Below are 16429 nucleotides of genomic sequence, written 5' to 3'. Positions count from 1 at the left end.
TGGTTTGCTAACGACCTTATTTAACTATCTGATAACATGGTACATAAGCTGTGCCGGGAAGTTTCATTCTCTGTTGCTGCACAAACGCACTCAACAGGTTATCCATCATATCCATCAGTATTGGATCACCTTTCAATTGGAAGGGACCCAAATGTTCTATTTGTTTGATTGTATCCGATTTAACATTACCCGCTACTATACCCGAAAAGGCTTTTCGTAGGTTGGCGGCAAGTTTTGCTTTGTCGATGTTTAAGTGTAAATCCAAGTTGGCCATAACATCATGGCTTGGGATAAAGGGCAGTTGAAACTCCGCTTCAATCTTCAATGCCCATTGGTATTGATACGCATCGCCTGTTGCTCTGCGGTAGGCTTTGACTTGTTCCATACCTTGTTTCATTACCCGAGCCACCTCTGCGGGATTATCAATGATAATTTGATATTTTTTCTGTGCTTCATCCCCTAAGGTTGCGGCAATAAACTCGTCTATTTTTATGAAATAATCGGCGCTTTCCGTGGGACCTGTGAGGATCAGTGGGAAGGGCGTTTCCTGATTTTCTTTATTCAGTAAAATGCCCAAAATATAGAGCAGTTCTTCAGCCGTTCCCGCGCCACCCGGGAAAATAATGATACCGTGCCCGAGGCGTACAAAGGCTTCTAAGCGTTTTTCAATATCGGGTAAAATCACCAGTTCATTGACAATTTGATTAGGGGGCTCGGCAGCGATAATACTAGGCTCTGTCAAACCAATATAGCGGGCATTCTTTATCCGTTGTTTTGCGTGGCCAATCGCGGCACCTTTCATTGGCCCTTCCATCGCTCCTGGGCCACAACCGGTGCAGATATCGAGTTCTCTCAGTCCGAGTTGATAGCCGACCTCACGGGTATATTGATATTCGATGGCATTAATGCTGTGTCCACCCCAACAAACGACCACATTAGGATCTTTCATTGGCGCAATGGCTCTCGCATTACGCAGAATATCAAAGACAACGTTAGTAATATGGCTGGCATTGGCAAGATTGATGTATTTTAGGGTTTCATATTTGTCGCTAATATAAAGAATATCCCTGAGTACAGAGAACAGATGTTCTTGAATACCCGTGATAATTTGGCCATCGACAAAAGCCTGTTCGGGTGGATTGATGAGTTCTAATTTAACTCCGCGTTCCCGTTGTAGGACATTGATATCAAAGTTTTTGTATTGTTCAAATAGGGCTTTAGAATTATCGGTTTTTAAACCAGCGGCAAGTACAGCGAGTGAGCAGTTACGATACAGTTGATACAATGCGCTTTTTGCGCTTTTTTTGAGGCGATCAACTTCAAGTTGTGAAAGCTGATCCATGCTACCTTTAGGGCTAACTTTTACTATCATTTATCACTCCTTCGTTTGACAGGAGTGATAAGAGGAGGCGTATAGTCGGTCTTAACTATACGTCAATCACAACCCTGTCTCTGCTTTCATGTTTTGCTTTATAGAGTGCTGCATCGGCGCGTTCGAAGGTCTCATGTATGAGTTCATTCCCCATAACTTGTGCAGCCCCTATGGATACTGTAACTGTAATTCTCTGATTTTTAAATTTAAATGGAATGTTTTTTACTTTTTCACGCACTCTGTTTAAAAGTTGTACAATATCACCGTTACCAACATCGGGTAGTAAGAGGACAAATTCTTCACCGCCGTAGCGTGCAACAAATTCTGTATCTCGTAGGGAGTTCTTAAGTGCCATCGCAATCACCTGCAATGTCTTATCACCCGTACTGTGGCCAAAACTGTCATTAATGGTTTTAAAATGATCAATATCGGCAACCGCCACCCACAATGGACTCTTATGACGTTGATAGTTACGGTATTCCAACTCCATGCGTTCTTCTAAGGCTGCGCGGTTAGGTAATTGCGTTAAGCTATCTAATAAATTGAGTTTTTGTTGCTCGAATAACCGTTCTTTATAGGTATTTGCTTCGGTACTGAGTTCATTGAGTTCTTTGCGCATTGTTTCCATGGATTTACGCAACAGTGCTTGTTCCCTCTGTTCCAAGGCTTCTTTACGGGCTAATGCCGAGCGGATCGAGTTTAACTGTTCGGTAAGCTTTGCTTTAAGATCAACCACATCTTCAACATCTAATATGATTGCTCCTGCGTTATCAACCCGAGTATTGATCTCTCTGTTTAACTGTGTTTTTAGCTGAAAACTGCGTTGGGTGTGGTTGTAGGATTCACTGACCACTTCCCGTACCGCGGCTAGGGCATCATTTAAGGCGTATAAAAATTCTTGGGATGCCGACTTTTCCCGTGCGATGTTATCAAGCAATAAAGATAAAATGGTTTGATAAGCTTCGAGCAAATTATCGATTTCTATATCGGAAGCCAGCATCTCCTTTATGACTAACACCTGATCACGTTGATCTTTTCGGAATTCAATTTCCGAAATCATGTGGGCTAGTTCATGGGCAAGTTGTCTGTGCTTAGGTAGAATTTCAAGCTTTTCTGATTCGCTAAATTGCTGCTGTAATATGGTTTCGTAAAAGCCAATAATTTGTTTAACTTTAGGAATATATTCCCAAACTGTATGGAAAGGTTTGGAAAGATCCTGCTTGAAATAGTTAACTTCTTTTTTGAGTTTTTCGGGTGCAGAGTTAACGCGTTGGATCTGACGAACCACTTGGGCTAATCCCGCTCGACTTTCTTCGAGTTGTACCATCACATGGTGATATTGGCCTTTTAATAGGCGTTCAACATCCACTAATTCTGGCAATGCCTCATCGATCCGCTCAAACGTACTTAAGTTATGGCGAAGTTTAGCGAGCTTATTATCCAGTTCAAGGTTTTGCCCTTTACAGGCTAGGCTTAAATGGCCAATAAATTGGAGTAGTGTTTGTAACTTGGCATTTCTATCTTCATTGACTTCATCTAAGGCGAGTTTGGCCGAGTGAAGTTTTTGTTGTAATAATGCAAGTTGTGAAACGGTTGCGTTTGAATCCTTCATCCGGAGTATTTTCCTAACTCTGCAAGGCTAAAAAGCATGACGATCCTATGTCCAGATTAGCTGTGAAGTCGATATGCTACTAATGTTATAACAATGACAGTAGAGTGCAAATGCGATTTGGCTGTGTCCCCGTGATTAATGACTGATATTGATCAAATATTTTCCAGTAATTGTCTATATTGGTTATTTTCCCAGCAAGGCCAATGGATATCGTCTTTATTTGCGTTGGTTTCCACGCGGATCAATCCGCGTTCAATGCCCTTCTCGAGATGTAAAAAGAGCGGATTTGCAAAGAGCGTTGGCGGTACAAAATCGAGTGCTCTAAGACTGACATAATGATCGCCTTGAGTTGGTATGCTACGCGCGCAGGCGAGGGCCATTTGCGCTGTCTCAAATTGAAGTTGAGGCGCCATTTTCATTTCTGATTTAACCAGCAGAGGTAAGTTAATAAATCCGAGCTTAAACGTCTGGATCAATGCTTGTCTATCGAGGTACTGTCGAATTTGGCTGATAATTTGCTCTGGTTCTATCCCATGGTTGAATCGAACGGCAAATACCCCTTGACGTATAACATAGACGGGTAGGGATAGTGCATCAGATATTAGGGCCGCCAATTTAGTGTTTATGGTATTGGCAAAGTATTGGCCATAGTGAAGATCAGTCGTGACGTGCTCTGGAAATTCAATTAAGCCTAGTGCGGCTGTTGATGGTTGTTTTTGGTTTAAATGTCCAGGGCTTAAATGTGCAATTAAAGCCGCATATCCTAGGTGATGGGTAAAAGCTTCCTGCTGACTGAGTTGTGCTAACGCTTTATTTTCGATTTTGATTTGGCGGCGAGATTTGAGTTGTATCAACATAATGATAATAAATAATGCCAGAATAAAACCACATAATACCAATAGCTTATAGGTGTTTTTGGTTTCTTGCTGAGCTTCATTAAATTTATTTTGCAACAGGCTAAGTTCAAGCTTGAGTTGCTGCTCTGCGAGCGTTGATGGTGATACAGATGGGGCTTTATCTGTATTTTGCTCTTGTGAACTTAATTCAATGATCTGCTTTTGTGTCTCTATGGTTTTACCCTGTTCTCCTAAATTTTCTGCCGCGAGGGCGATGAGTGTTAATGCGGATTTTTGCTCGTCCATCAGTTTTAGTTCGGTTGCAAGCACCAATGCATTATCGGCATGACTCATCATCAATGGCCAATCCTGATTGGTTTTGGCTACTTCACCAATCAATAATTCGTTATACACTAAATAATGATGACTTTGCTTTTCTTGAAAGATTTGATTTGCCATTAATAAATATTTTAAGGCATTCGTGTTGTCACTGATATTTGAGTAGGCTTGCCCAAGGTTATGGTAGTTCAGACCTTGGGCAATATAGTTACCGCGTTTAGCATCTAATTGCTGGGCATTAAGGTAGTAATCAATAGCCTTATTCCAGTCTCCTTGTTCACCGTACACCATGGCGATGACAGTCATACAACTCGATAGATAAGTATCATTGCCCATTTTTTTAAAACCGTCAGCGGCTTCATGGGCATTCTTCAGCGCTTCATCCCATTGCTTTAAATCACGATAAACCTTGGCTAACTGCAGCTGTAGGTGGGTTTTCATTGAGGGATAGTTAGAGCGGTTAGAGAGCCGAATGGCTTCACTGTAATGTTGTAATGATTTAGTTAGTTGCTGATTTTTATTGTAATAATGGCCAAGTTTTGATTCCGCAGCAGCAATCAGATAATCATTTCGTAGCTTATAGGCGATATCACGATAGGTATGAAAGTGCATTAAGGCGGGAACATCTTGGCGTATGACTAAATGTAAACCACCTAAATGCTCGTGAATGGTGTGCTTAAGCAGCATGGCTTCAATATCAAAGCTGTCATTGATACGGCTGAGCGCCTCGTTATAGAGGGTTATTGCTTCTTGATACTTTTGTTCTGTTCGACCAATATACCTCCCCTTCAACATAGCAACAAAGGCTTGTTCATAGGGCGATTCGGCAATACTTGCGAGTAGCGCTATGATGGCATTTGCATCTTGAACTCCAACTTTAGATTTAACATTGGGTTCCATATTAAGTCGTGCCAGTAATTGCAAAAGATGCATAAATTCTGCTGGCTTATAACCTTGCTCTTGGGCTACACGCTCGAATTGTTCACGATTTTTAAAGACAATAGGGAAAGAGAGCGATTTATGTAGGGTGTCGTACATGTTTTGCGGTGTTTCACGCAGTTCAACTTCTTCAGATTCAAGATCACGACTCTGAACACTCCAGGAAACCGACATTAACAGCGTCAATAAAATAACAATAATTTTTTGCATTTTTATACTGATCTCATCTTTCCTAGGGCAAGGAATATATTTTGTTAGCTTTTGTTAGCGACTAATGAGCTTGCTACATCGACTTGTTATACTTGGGGAAATTATAAGAAGCATAATAACAGAAGGAAGCAAGAGTGAAACCCAACAGATTATCAATCTTGATGCTAAGTGGATTTTTTTCAGCCAGTGTATTTGCTGATGTAAACTATGAAATTGATTTAAGCCAGCCAGAGCAGCATTTGGCACATGTTAGGGTCATGTTTCCTGAGACGAGTGGTCACAGTTTTACCGTTAATCTTCCTGTGTGGCGTACGGGGAAATATCAAGTATTACCTTTAGCCGATGGCGTGCGCCTCTTTAGCGCTCAAGACAGTAAAGGTAATGAACTGCCATGGAAGCGCACGGCGAGCGGTGAATGGCAAGTTACGCTCAAACAACCGACCCGTGTAACGGTAACTTACCAGTTATATGCTAATGAATTAGATCAACGGGTTCGTCATATTGATGCCAGTCATGCGTTTTTAGATGCCAGTGGTGTGTTTATGTACAGTCCGCAATTTAGAGCTGAACCCGTTGAAGTGCAGTTAAAAGTGCCTAAAACATGGCAAAGCTATTCGGGAATGGCTTCTGGTCATTTAGCCCATTCTTTTATTGCGCCCAATTATGACGTGTTAATTGACTCTCCTATTGAAACAGGCATCAGTACTCATAGAAACTTCAGTGCAGATGGGAAAAAGTATGAGCTTGTTTTTTGGGGAGAAGGAAATTACAACGTCGATAAAATAGTCAAGGATTTAAAAGCATTAAGCCGTCAAGCAAAAGCCATTTGGGACGATTATCCTTTTGAGCGTTATGTTTATATGGTACATGCTACCAGTGGCGCAAGTGGGGCGACTGAACATTTAAACTCCACTATTATTCAGCTACCCCGTTTTAGTTTTCGGGAACGTAGGGATTATTTACGCTTTATTAGTACGGCATCCCACGAATTTATCCACACTTGGAATGTCAAAGCTTATCGCCCTGATGGGCTCGTCCCCTATGATTACCAGCATGAAAATATGACGGAATTATTATGGATGGCCGAGGGTTCAACTAGCTATTTCCAAGGACAGTTACTCCTTCGGGCAGGTGTGATGACACCAAAAGAGTTTCTCGACGATTTAGCCAAACGTATTGAAAAAAACCAACTTAATCCAGGGCGAGAAACTCAGTCTGTCGCCGAGGCCAGTGCGGGGCAATGGACTAGTACGGGTGGCGATTATGCGATTAATCACAGTGTGAATATTTACTCCGAGGGCTACTTAACCTCTTTAGCCTTAGACTTCTCACTTCTCGAAGACTCTAAACTGAAGCATTCTTACCGTGATGTGCACCGTCGTTTATATCAAAATCATCGGGTGCCGAAGGGATATACGGTCAATGATGTGCAGCAAATTCTAAAAGATTTATCAGGTAAAGATTACACTCCTTGGTGGCACGCTAATGTGAATCGTCCTATAAGCCTAGATTACCCAGATCTGTTAGCACAGGCTGGTTTGGTTATGTCCTATGGAAAGGATTCCAAAGCTGAGGCATTTGCGGGCATGACCTTAAGCAGTAAATATGGATCTTTGGTATTAGATCAAGTATTGCGTAATGGTCCCGCATGGCAAGCGGGCATTGTCGCGGGTGATGAAGTCCTCGCGATTAATGGTCTTAAGGTAACAGCTACAGGCTTTAATAAACGGATAAAAGATTTTAATGCTGGCGATAGCATTGAAGTAACCTTATTTAGCAACGATAAAATCAAGCAAGTGACTCTGAAACTGGGTGAGCAACAAAGTGGTATGCTGATGTTAAAGGGCAATGCTAATGCAACTAAGCAGCAAAAGGCGTTCTTTAAGGCATGGTTGGGTATTGAGTGGCCTTTTGATAATCGAGGCGAATTAGCGGTTAAAATCTAACGTATTTATGTTGTTATCTGGATTAAAAGCGCGCCTAATTTAGCGCGCTTTTTTATCATGTACTCGTTATTAAGTGAAGAGTTAGTCTTGTGTTTCTTCTAGTCCGCCAAGGGCTGATACAAGTGCGTGCATTAAGGCAACTAACTCGCTACCCATTAATGCAAAATCAGCATCTAAACGTGCCATAGGATCATCAGTACCGACTTCATCGTTCCCCGCTCTAAATTCTTCAGAGAATTTAAGACGTTTCACGCTAGCATCCGATTGCAGCAATAGCGCGATGGATTGACCAAAGTGCAGGGCTAATTTATGAACTTGTTTGCCCGTCGCTAAGTGAGCGAGCACTTCATCTTCTTTTAGATCCTGTTGCTTAAAACGTACAATGCCACCTTCATCTGCTTCTGATTTAAGCTCTGCTTCATCTTGCATTTCAAAGGGTAATGGTGCACTGCCATTCTTTAACCATTCGGTTAAATGGGATTCAACAGGCGCTTTAAAACTTAAGGGGATCACTGGCAAACTGCCGAGAGCTTTACGTAATAACGCTAATAATTCTTCGGCCTTAGTGGCACTTGAACTATCAACGAGGATCATTTCCAGCTCTGGTAAAATCAGTGCGCGAGTCTGGCTACGGCGTGAAAATGCCCGAGGTAACAAACTGGTGATAATTTCATCTTTAAGAGCATCTTTTTCTTTTTTTGCCAGTTTTCGATTTTCTTCATCCTCAATGAGAGCCACTTTTTCTTCAAGTGCTTCCTTGATGACTTGGCCTGGGAGCATTTTTTCTTCTTTAGTCGCACAAATTAAATGGCGATTGTTGGCACTATGTACCAAGGAACTGCCTTTTTTTCCTAAGGCATTGGAAAACCCAAATTTACTGATGTCTTGGCTTGAGCATGGGGAGAAAGTGAAATCTGCAAGTGCGGTTTCAAGTGCTTCAGTTTCGACGGCAAAAGGTTTATTAAAACGATAAAGAGTAAGATTTTTAAACCACATAAGAGGCGCTCATAGGAAAATAAAGTGGCAGTTTACGGCATAGTTGGGGCGGGGTAAACCTACACGCAATAGCTTAATCTAAGGGCTAATGCAGAATTCATTAAATTGTAACATTCCGGTTTTTAAGTTATTAATTATTGATATTAATGGTATTTAATTTTTATTGCTGACGTATTTTTCCGTGTATTCACCTAAGTTGTCACACTTGAAATAAAACTGAAACAGATTCATTGCACACTTTCGGTCGTTCCAAACCAATAACCAAGACGAACATAACGTCGAAAGGATTAAATGATGAACGTTTTTTGTAAAACTCTACTTGCTTCTGCGCTAGCTTCTACAACTCTGGCTTCAGCTTATGCCGCTGAACCACTGACTGTTTATGGTAAGTTGAATGTCACCGCTCAATCAAATGATGAGAAGGGTGATGCTACAACAACTATTCAAAGTAATGCTTCTCGTTTTGGTGTGAAGGGCGATTTTGCGCTGTCTAGCTCGCTTGAAGCTTTCTATACTGTGGAATATCAAGTTGATACTGGTAATGCATCAAGCGATAACTTTACTGCACGTAATCAATTTGTTGGTTTGAAAGGTGCTTTTGGTTCGTTCTCAGTGGGTCGTAATGATACCCTGTTGAAAATTTCTCAAGGTGATGTTGACCAATTCAACGATCTTTCTGGTGACTTAGGTAAACTATTCAAGGGTGAAGTTCGCGCAGCTCAAACGGCGACTTACCTCACGCCTTCAATGGGTGATTTTGTCTTTGGTGTGACCTATGTTGCCGAAGGAAATGCTGTAAAAGATCAATTTGCTCAAGACGGCTTTAGTTTAGCGGCCATGTATGGTGATGCAAAGCTGAAGAAAACTCCCGTTTATGCATCTATTGCCTATGACTCTGATGTGTCAGGATATGAGATTGTTCGTGCCACATTACAAGCTAAGTTAGCAGGTATTAAATTGGGCGGTATGTTCCAGCAACAAGAACAAACTTACAAATTAGACTCAACTAACTTACCTGTTGAAGTCTCCACAGATAGTGTTAATGGTTATCTGTTAAGCGCTGCCTATGATATTGATGCTGTGACGTTAAAAGCACAGTTCCAAGATATGGAAGACCTTGGTGATTCATGGTCAGTAGGTGCAGATTACAGCTTAGGTAAACCAACTAAACTATTCGCTTTCTACACGAACCGTTCATTAGAAGCGTCTACAGATGATGACAAATATATAGGTGTTGGCTTAGAACACAAATTCTAAATTCAGCATTAAGACTCAATTAAGGAGGCATGTTGCCTCCTTTTTTATTGCTATAAACAAACAGTTATATAAACTTATTGTGACAAATATTGTTACTGTATGGCTTAAATAGTGCGCTTATTCATAAATCTGTAATAAAAATGACTAATAATAGTCGTGTTGACATTCACTGACAGAAAATCACTTATGACTGCAAGGATATTGATAGTAGAAGACGAGTTAGCTATCCGTGAGATGCTGACTTTTGTAATGGAACAGCATGGGTTTACCACCTCTGCGGCGGAAGATTTTGATTCGGCCATTGCGCTGCTAAAGGAGCCTTACCCCGATCTGATTTTATTAGATTGGATGTTTCCTGGCGGAAGTGGCATTCAATTGGCAAAACGTTTAAAGCAAGATGAATTCACCCGCCAAATTCCGATCATTATGTTAACCGCCCGCGGCGAAGAGGAAGATAAAGTCAAAGGCCTTGAAGTTGGCGCCGATGATTACATTACTAAGCCTTTTTCCCCAAAAGAGCTGGTCGCACGTATTAAGGCTGTATTGCGTCGCAGTGCACCGACTCGTTTAGAAGAAACCATTGATGTACAAGGCTTATTGCTTGACCCTGTGAGCCATAGGGTGAGTGTGGGTGATACTGTTCTTGATATGGGGCCGACTGAGTTCCGTTTATTACACTTCTTTATGACACACCCTGAACGCGTCTATAGCCGTGAACAGTTGCTCGACAATGTATGGGGCACCAATGTGTATGTTGAAGACAGAACCGTTGATGTGCATATCAGACGACTTCGTAAAGCCGTTGAAGAGTCTGGTCATGATCGCTTGATCCAAACGGTTCGTGGTGCAGGTTATCGTTTTTCAACACGCATATAGTGCTGATGAGTGATAGGCACAAGTAGCCTTTTAGGCTATCTTGTCCTTCTCTTATTTAGCCTGATGTCTGGGTTTATTTATGTTTAACTCTTATTCAGGGTACCGGTTGTTTACGCGCTTGGCAGTGTATTTACTGCTTTGTTTGCTAATTGGTTTATTGGTAGGGAAGCCCCTCTGGATACTCGTTGTTGGTCTGCTCGGTTTACTGTGTTGGCATTACCAGCAATTGACACGTCTCAACTTTTGGCTGTGGCGAGACAAAAAACTCACTCCACCTCAAGGGAGCGGTAGTTGGGAGGGCGTGTTTAATGGTATTTATCGCTTACAGGGAAAAAACCGCCGTAGAGTGGGGCAACTTGCTGCGCTTTTAGCACGATTCCGTCAAGGAGCTGAAGCATTACCCGATGCTGCTGTGGTGCTTGATTCTGAGCATAATATTTTATGGTGTAATAAGTTAGCGCAACTGATTCTCGGTTTTGTGTGGCCGCAGGATAATGGTCAACGAATCGATAATTTAATCCGACATCCTGATTTTTCCGCTTATATCAAAAGTGCACAATATAAAGAACCGCTGGAGTTACCTTCGCCTGTATCGGATAAGCGTTTACTTGAAATCCGTATCATGGCTTATGGTGACAGACAATTGTTATTAATTGCGCGGGATATTACTCGTATACGTCAGCTAGAGGGAATGCGTAAAGAGTTTGTCGCTAATGTGTCACACGAACTTAAAACGCCGCTCACTGTGTTACAGGGCTACCTCGAAATGATGCAAAGTATGGCAGAGCCTGATTCGATGAATGTCAAGCCGCTGGCACTAATGCAGCAGCAGACTCAACGCATGCAATCCATGGTCGAACAGCTATTAGTGCTCTCGCGAATTGAAGATGCGGCAGATATAAATTTAGAGAACACCGTTAATATGTCGCAATTAATGGAAGTCCTTAAAGAAGAAGCGAAAGCACTTGCTCAAGATAGGTATGAGTTGAGTTTTTACTGTGAATCAGGACTCGATTCACACGGTAATGAGTTACAACTTAGAAGTGCTTGTTCTAATTTAATTTCTAATGCTATTCGCTACACAGAGCCTGGCGGCAAAATTACCGTACAGTGGCGAAGTGTGGCAACGGGCGGGCTTTTTAGTGTGACGGATACGGGGGAAGGTATTGCACCACAACACATTGCCCGTTTAACGGAGCGTTTTTACCGTGTCGATAGTGCTCGTTCTCGCCAAACCGGCGGCAGTGGCTTAGGGCTGGCGATTGTTAAACACGCACTTAATCACCACCATAGTGAGTTAACGATTACAAGTGAAGTGGGAAAAGGGAGTACTTTTAGCTTTGTGATCCCGCTGCATTTAATCAAACGCAAGAAATAGCATATGTAAAATATGGGATTTATTAATAATAAAAACAGGCCATTACGGCCTGTTTTATTTTGTCTATCTCACCTTTGCAGGACGGTGAACTAAAAAAAATATAAAAATGTGACATTGTCATCTAAGTGTCACATCACAGACATAGAATTGTCATTGTAGCGATTGATACTGGCTGCGTCTGAAGAAACTTAGTTAGAAATTAGTTAGCTTACTACTGGAGCATATAATGAAACTGAAAAAGCTTGTCGGCGCGATGACTCTTACTGCCGCTGGTGTATTCTCTGCCACTGCCATGGCATCGATTGATCAATCTCTGCCTACTTATGAGAAAACAAGTGGCGTATCAGGCAATCTATCATCTGTAGGTTCGGATACTTTAGCCAATATGATGACATTATGGGCTGAAGAATTTAAGCACATGTACCCTAACGTTAATATCCAAATTCAAGCTGCTGGTTCTTCTACAGCGCCACCAGCGTTGACAGAAGGAACTTCACAGTTCGGTCCTATGAGCCGCAAGATGAAGCCCAACGAAATTGAAGCGTTTGAAAAGCATTATGGTTATAAGCCTACAGAAATTCGCGTAGCAATTGATGCTTTAGCTGTGTTTGTACATAAAGACAACCCAATTAAAGGTCTAACTGCAGAGCAAGTTGATGGTATTTTCTCCTCTACGCACAAATGTGGTGGCAGTGATATCCAACGTTGGGGTGATTTAGGCCTTGACGGTAACTGGTCAGCAAAAGATGTTCAACTCTACGGCCGTAACTCAGTATCTGGTACTTATGGTTATTTTAAAGAACATGCTCTTTGTAAAGGTGATTTCAAAGCCAACGTGAATGAGCAGCCCGGTTCTGCTTCGGTAGTGCAATCAGTATCTCAATCACTTAATGCTGTGGGTTATTCTGGAATTGGCTATGTTACAGCAGGTGTAAAAGCTGTGCCTATTGCCAAGAAAGGCAATGAGTTTATCGAAGCGACACCTGAAAATGCGGCTAACGGTACTTACCCATTATCACGTTACCTATATGTTTACGTGAACAAACAACCAAACAAAGATTTAGCGCCAATGGAAAAAGAATTCATCCGTTACGTGCTGTCTAAGCAAGGTCAGCAAGTGGTAGAGAAAGACGGTTATGTCACTTTACCCAAAAGCGTTGTTGCTAAAGATTTAGAGCAATTAGGTATTCGCTTGTAAGTTAAGTCGTATCACACTTAAGGACCTCTTCGGAGGTCCTTTTTTATGGGGAGGCTTTGAGAGAAAGATTTAAGTACAAACGAAGGTATAAAAAAAAGCAACCTAAGTAGGTTGCTATAAATTCCAAATCGGAATACCGGGATGATCGCGCTAGAAACCATCTAAAGGAGAATGATGATGAACGAAGAAACTCATTGCAAAGATTCGGTTCATAATATCTGACTCAAGGTTTGAAAATTAGTTCACACAAAGAGCAAAAAAATTTATATAAAAAGATTAATACTGCGTAATAGGTGCTTTCTACAACAGCATTTTATCAACCTACCCCCCTTAAACGGCAAATGCCTAGAATATGCTTAGTTACAAAAATCCGATGATACATCCTGATCATACCATTTGCGTCTGACTAAATTTGCAGTCGATAATGTGTCTTAATTGCTACAGTGAATACAGGTTATCGAGGCGATGTCGATAGAATCAACACACAGTCATTTATTTATCAATACCGATTGGGATCTGACCCGAGATTATCATTCTTTTGCCAATAGCGAACAGGTGCAAGTGACCCATGTCTCTTTGGAGCTATCGGTGGATTTTTATGCTCAGCGCCTTACGGGTAAAGCGACACTGTCATTGAACTTTGTGCAATCACATGTTGCAGAGCTTTGGCTTGATACTCGAGATTTAACCATACTTGCCGTGACAACCGTTAATGCAGAGCCCCTTAATGTAGAGTTCCTTGATTTTGAATTCCAAGAAAACAATCCAATCCTAGGGCAAAAACTCTGTATTCGTTTACCTCGCACTCCTTGCTATCAGATTTGTATTGAATACCAAACATCCCCCAATGCACAAGGGTTGCAATGGCTAACGCCAGAACAAACCGCGGGTAAACAACAACCTTACCTCTTTAGTCAATCGCAACCCATTAATGCTCGTAGCTGGATCCCACTGCAAGATAGCCCAAAAGTGCGAATTACCTTCGACGCTAAGGTACATGTACCACAGGGGATGCGTGCTGTAATGAGTGCCATGAATCATCCAGAAACCCCATTAGAAGGCGCCTTTACATTTGAGATGGAAAAGCCCATTCCTACTCACCTAATGGCATTAGCTGTAGGAGATATAGCTTTCCAAGCAATAGGTCCAAGATGTGGCGTTTATACTGAGCCCAGTATGCTTAAGGCTGCCGTTGCCGAATTTGATGATACCGAACATATGCTCGAGGTTGCTGAAGCATTACTAGGTCCCTATGTGTGGGATCGCTATGACATCATAGTGCTGCCACCGAGTTTTCCCTTTGGTGGAATGGAAAATCCAAGATTGGCGTTTTTAACGCCAACCTTGATTGCTGGGGATAAAAGTTTGGTGTCAACCGTTGCCCATGAGTTAGCCCATTCTTGGACTGGGAATTTAGTGAGCAATGCAACTTGGCGGGATCTTTGGTTAAACGAAGGTTTTACCACCTATTTTACCAATCGAATTGTCGAAGCCGTTTATGGTAAAGAACAGGCTGAATTAGAGTGGGTGATAGAGTTTGGCCGCCTAAAAGAGGAAATGACCTCGTTACCTAAATACAAACAAACCTTACCTGCGAATGTGCAACTGGACGATCCCAATCTTGCGTTTAATCGCTTTACCTATGATAAAGCTTCCATGTTTGTTCACGATCTAGAACATAGACTCGGAAGGATTGAGTTCGATAAATTTTTAATCAAATATGTGAGCCATTTTGCTTTTAAAGCCATCACGACCGAGGAGTTTGTCACTTATGCTCAAGCAACCATATTACAAACATATCCAGATAAAATAAGTGAAGTAGAGCTGCTTGAGTGGGTTTATGGTGAAGGCTTACCAGAATGGTATAGAGGTCCAACTTCGTCGAGTTTAGATAAAGTGGATGATGCACTGGCGTGTTTTTTACAGGGGACAGCGGCAAGTCATTTAACCGTTAAAGGTTGGCGAGTTCACCACTGGCAATATTTTTTGAGTCAATTACCTGAAGTTTTGACCCAAGTCCAACTGATGGATCTTGATGACACTTTTCATTTCACCCAATCTAAGAATGCAGAAATTGCCTGTGATTGGTTTAGAGTGGCAATTCGTAATCACTATGATCCAGTTTTGCCAGCTTTAAGTGCTTATTTGATACGCATTGGCCGAGGTAAATTTGTGCGACCGCTTTATGCAGAACTACAAATTGCTGGATATGATACCGAATTAAAAGAAATTTATGCTAAAGCTCGTAAAGGGTATCATCCATCGATTCAAGTACAGTTGGATAAGTCGTTAAAATGCCCATAAATTTGAGATAAAAAAATGGCAACCAGAGGTTGCCATAAAAAATCAGAGTAGAATACAAAAGAATTCAGTGCGCTAGCGTGTTTTCCGTTGTATCCCAAAAGGGAGATGATGATGAACGACTAACCAACCTGACTCAATGCGATAAAACAGAAACTGTATCATTTGAATGAAGCTCTTTATCTAACAAGCCCCACTACCAAGTGTGCATTTAATCTCATTTGCTAATCCTTACGTATATTCAGAGTCATCATTTTTTGTAAAGTTCACTCGTTTTAGAAAAAAAGAGAAAATATTTTTTGGGATATGTTCAAGCAACCTAAATAGCAACATTTTGGGCATAGTAAAAGTGAAATGAAGAGATAAAAAAAGGCAACCAAACGGTCGCCTAGTGACCTACTCCTAGGTCAAGGGGCTGCGCTAGAAGCCCTTGGGAGAATGATGAACATGAAAAAGACATTCGCTGTTCAATACATTTGAGTGGTGCGTACGGTTAAAGTTCAATTTTATATTAAAAAAATTAATTTATTTTTTTAACTGAATATTTTCAGATGGATAGACAATAAATTATTTTAACAGTGCGTTAATCTTACTGGTTAATGCTTCAGGTTTTGTCGTTGGCGCGAAACGTTCAATGGCTTCACCTTGACGATTAACTAAAAATTTAGTGAAGTTCCATTTGATCCCTTCAGTGCCTAAAACTCCTAGAGCGGCTTTTTTTAAATACCGATATAGAGGGTGGGTATGCTCGCCGTTCACTTCAATTTTAGAGAACAGTGGGAAAGTCACCCCAAAATTCAATTCACAAAAATGTTGGATCCCTTCCTCATTTGCTTTTTCTTGGGCACCAAATTGATTACAAGGAAAACCGAGTACCACAAATCCCTCATCTTGAAATTGTTTATACAGTGCTTCTAACCCTTTGTACTGTGGTGTAAATCCACACTCACTAGCGGTATTAACTATCAATAAGACTTTACCTTGATACTGTGCCAAGGATACGGTATTGCCTTGAATATCTGTTGCTGTATGGCTGTAAATATTTGATGTCATGTTTATCTCTCCCTTATGTAGGACAATAGCATAATTAATAAATAAATTTATAACAATATACTTGTGTGCAATTCAGTTGTCTTGTTTGCTAATTATCTTAAATATCAATATAGTTA

The 16429-nt window shown here is 41.3% G+C and carries 11 protein-coding genes; 6 read left to right on the top strand and 5 right to left on the bottom strand.

What is annotated here, in order from left to right; all coding sequences use genetic code 11:
• Positions 1 to 16 precede the first annotated feature (16 nt).
• The 3 genes from ppnN to SPUTW3181_RS14645 form a co-directional block, all read right to left on the bottom strand.
• Positions 17 to 1372 carry a nucleotide 5'-monophosphate nucleosidase PpnN gene (gene ppnN / locus SPUTW3181_RS14655; RefSeq protein ID WP_011790085.1) on the bottom strand — a complete coding sequence of 452 codons (1356 nt, stop codon included), beginning with the start codon at positions 1370 to 1372 and terminating at the stop codon, positions 17 to 19.
• A 55-nt stretch (positions 1373 to 1427) separates the two neighbouring features.
• Positions 1428 to 2984, bottom strand: a complete 1557-nt coding sequence (locus SPUTW3181_RS14650) for a sensor domain-containing diguanylate cyclase (RefSeq protein ID WP_011790084.1) — start codon at positions 2982 to 2984, stop codon at positions 1428 to 1430.
• Between the two features lie 152 nt (positions 2985 to 3136).
• Complete coding sequence (locus SPUTW3181_RS14645; RefSeq protein ID WP_011790083.1) at positions 3137 to 5308, bottom strand: tetratricopeptide repeat protein; 2172 nt, start codon at positions 5306 to 5308, stop codon at positions 3137 to 3139.
• 134 nt (positions 5309 to 5442) lie between these two features.
• On the opposite strand from SPUTW3181_RS14645, the gene SPUTW3181_RS14640 reads away from it, so the two are divergent.
• A complete protein-coding gene (locus tag SPUTW3181_RS14640) occupies positions 5443 to 7254 on the top strand; it encodes a M61 family metallopeptidase (RefSeq protein WP_011790082.1) in 1812 nt (603 codons plus the stop codon).
• 81 nt (positions 7255 to 7335) lie between these two features.
• Here SPUTW3181_RS14640 and rdgC read toward each other — a convergent pair whose 3' ends face one another.
• The gene (gene rdgC / locus SPUTW3181_RS14635; RefSeq protein ID WP_011790081.1) at positions 7336 to 8250 is read right to left on the bottom strand and encodes a recombination-associated protein RdgC; all 915 of its coding nucleotides are present in this window, start codon (positions 8248 to 8250) and stop codon (positions 7336 to 7338) included.
• 291 nt (positions 8251 to 8541) lie between these two features.
• On the opposite strand from rdgC, the gene SPUTW3181_RS14630 reads away from it, so the two are divergent.
• From SPUTW3181_RS14630 to SPUTW3181_RS14610, 5 genes are all read left to right on the top strand, one after another.
• Positions 8542 to 9507, top strand: a complete 966-nt coding sequence (locus tag SPUTW3181_RS14630; protein ID WP_011790080.1) for a porin — start codon at positions 8542 to 8544, stop codon at positions 9505 to 9507.
• 186 nt (positions 9508 to 9693) lie between these two features.
• A complete protein-coding gene (phoB, locus tag SPUTW3181_RS14625) occupies positions 9694 to 10383 on the top strand; it encodes a phosphate regulon transcriptional regulator PhoB (RefSeq protein ID WP_011623460.1) in 690 nt (229 codons plus the stop codon).
• A gap of 79 nt (positions 10384 to 10462) precedes the next feature.
• The gene (gene phoR / locus SPUTW3181_RS14620) at positions 10463 to 11761 is read left to right on the top strand and encodes a phosphate regulon sensor histidine kinase PhoR (RefSeq protein ID WP_011790079.1); all 1299 of its coding nucleotides are present in this window, start codon (positions 10463 to 10465) and stop codon (positions 11759 to 11761) included.
• A gap of 226 nt (positions 11762 to 11987) precedes the next feature.
• Positions 11988 to 12959, top strand: a complete 972-nt coding sequence (locus tag SPUTW3181_RS14615) for a PstS family phosphate ABC transporter substrate-binding protein (protein WP_011790078.1) — start codon at positions 11988 to 11990, stop codon at positions 12957 to 12959.
• A 465-nt stretch (positions 12960 to 13424) separates the two neighbouring features.
• Complete coding sequence (locus SPUTW3181_RS14610) at positions 13425 to 15263, top strand: M1 family metallopeptidase (RefSeq protein ID WP_011790077.1); 1839 nt, start codon at positions 13425 to 13427, stop codon at positions 15261 to 15263.
• A 564-nt stretch (positions 15264 to 15827) separates the two neighbouring features.
• Here the strand turns inward: SPUTW3181_RS14610 and SPUTW3181_RS14605 are convergent.
• Positions 15828 to 16313 (bottom strand): glutathione peroxidase, encoded by a 486-nt coding sequence (locus SPUTW3181_RS14605; protein WP_011790076.1) that lies wholly within the window; start codon positions 16311 to 16313, stop codon positions 15828 to 15830.
• Positions 16314 to 16429 lie beyond the last annotated feature (116 nt).

The sequence above is a fragment of the Shewanella sp. W3-18-1 genome (assembly GCF_000015185.1).
Classification (GTDB): Bacteria; Pseudomonadota; Gammaproteobacteria; order Enterobacterales; family Shewanellaceae; genus Shewanella; species Shewanella putrefaciens.
The sequence above is the reverse complement of the archived record's forward strand: the minus strand, read 5'-3'. Positions and strand labels throughout refer to the sequence as shown.

What these genes read in the sequence shown, in the direction of transcription:
- ppnN (WP_011790085.1), bottom strand. Translation starts at nt 1,372, where the DNA reads ATGATAGTAAAAGTTAGCCCTAAAGGTAGCATGGATCAGCTTTCACAA.
- SPUTW3181_RS14630 (WP_011790080.1), top strand. Translation starts at nt 8,542, where the DNA reads ATGATGAACGTTTTTTGTAAAACTCTACTTGCTTCTGCGCTAGCTTCT.
- phoR (WP_011790079.1), top strand. Translation starts at nt 10,463, where the DNA reads ATGTTTAACTCTTATTCAGGGTACCGGTTGTTTACGCGCTTGGCAGTG.
- SPUTW3181_RS14610 (WP_011790077.1), top strand. Translation starts at nt 13,425, where the DNA reads ATGTCGATAGAATCAACACACAGTCATTTATTTATCAATACCGATTGG.
- rdgC (WP_011790081.1), bottom strand. Translation starts at nt 8,250, where the DNA reads ATGTGGTTTAAAAATCTTACTCTTTATCGTTTTAATAAACCTTTTGCC.
- phoB (WP_011623460.1), top strand. Translation starts at nt 9,694, where the DNA reads ATGACTGCAAGGATATTGATAGTAGAAGACGAGTTAGCTATCCGTGAG.
- SPUTW3181_RS14605 (WP_011790076.1), bottom strand. Translation starts at nt 16,313, where the DNA reads ATGACATCAAATATTTACAGCCATACAGCAACAGATATTCAAGGCAAT.
- SPUTW3181_RS14650 (WP_011790084.1), bottom strand. Translation starts at nt 2,984, where the DNA reads ATGAAGGATTCAAACGCAACCGTTTCACAACTTGCATTATTACAACAA.
- SPUTW3181_RS14615 (WP_011790078.1), top strand. Translation starts at nt 11,988, where the DNA reads ATGAAACTGAAAAAGCTTGTCGGCGCGATGACTCTTACTGCCGCTGGT.
- SPUTW3181_RS14645 (WP_011790083.1), bottom strand. Translation starts at nt 5,308, where the DNA reads ATGCAAAAAATTATTGTTATTTTATTGACGCTGTTAATGTCGGTTTCC.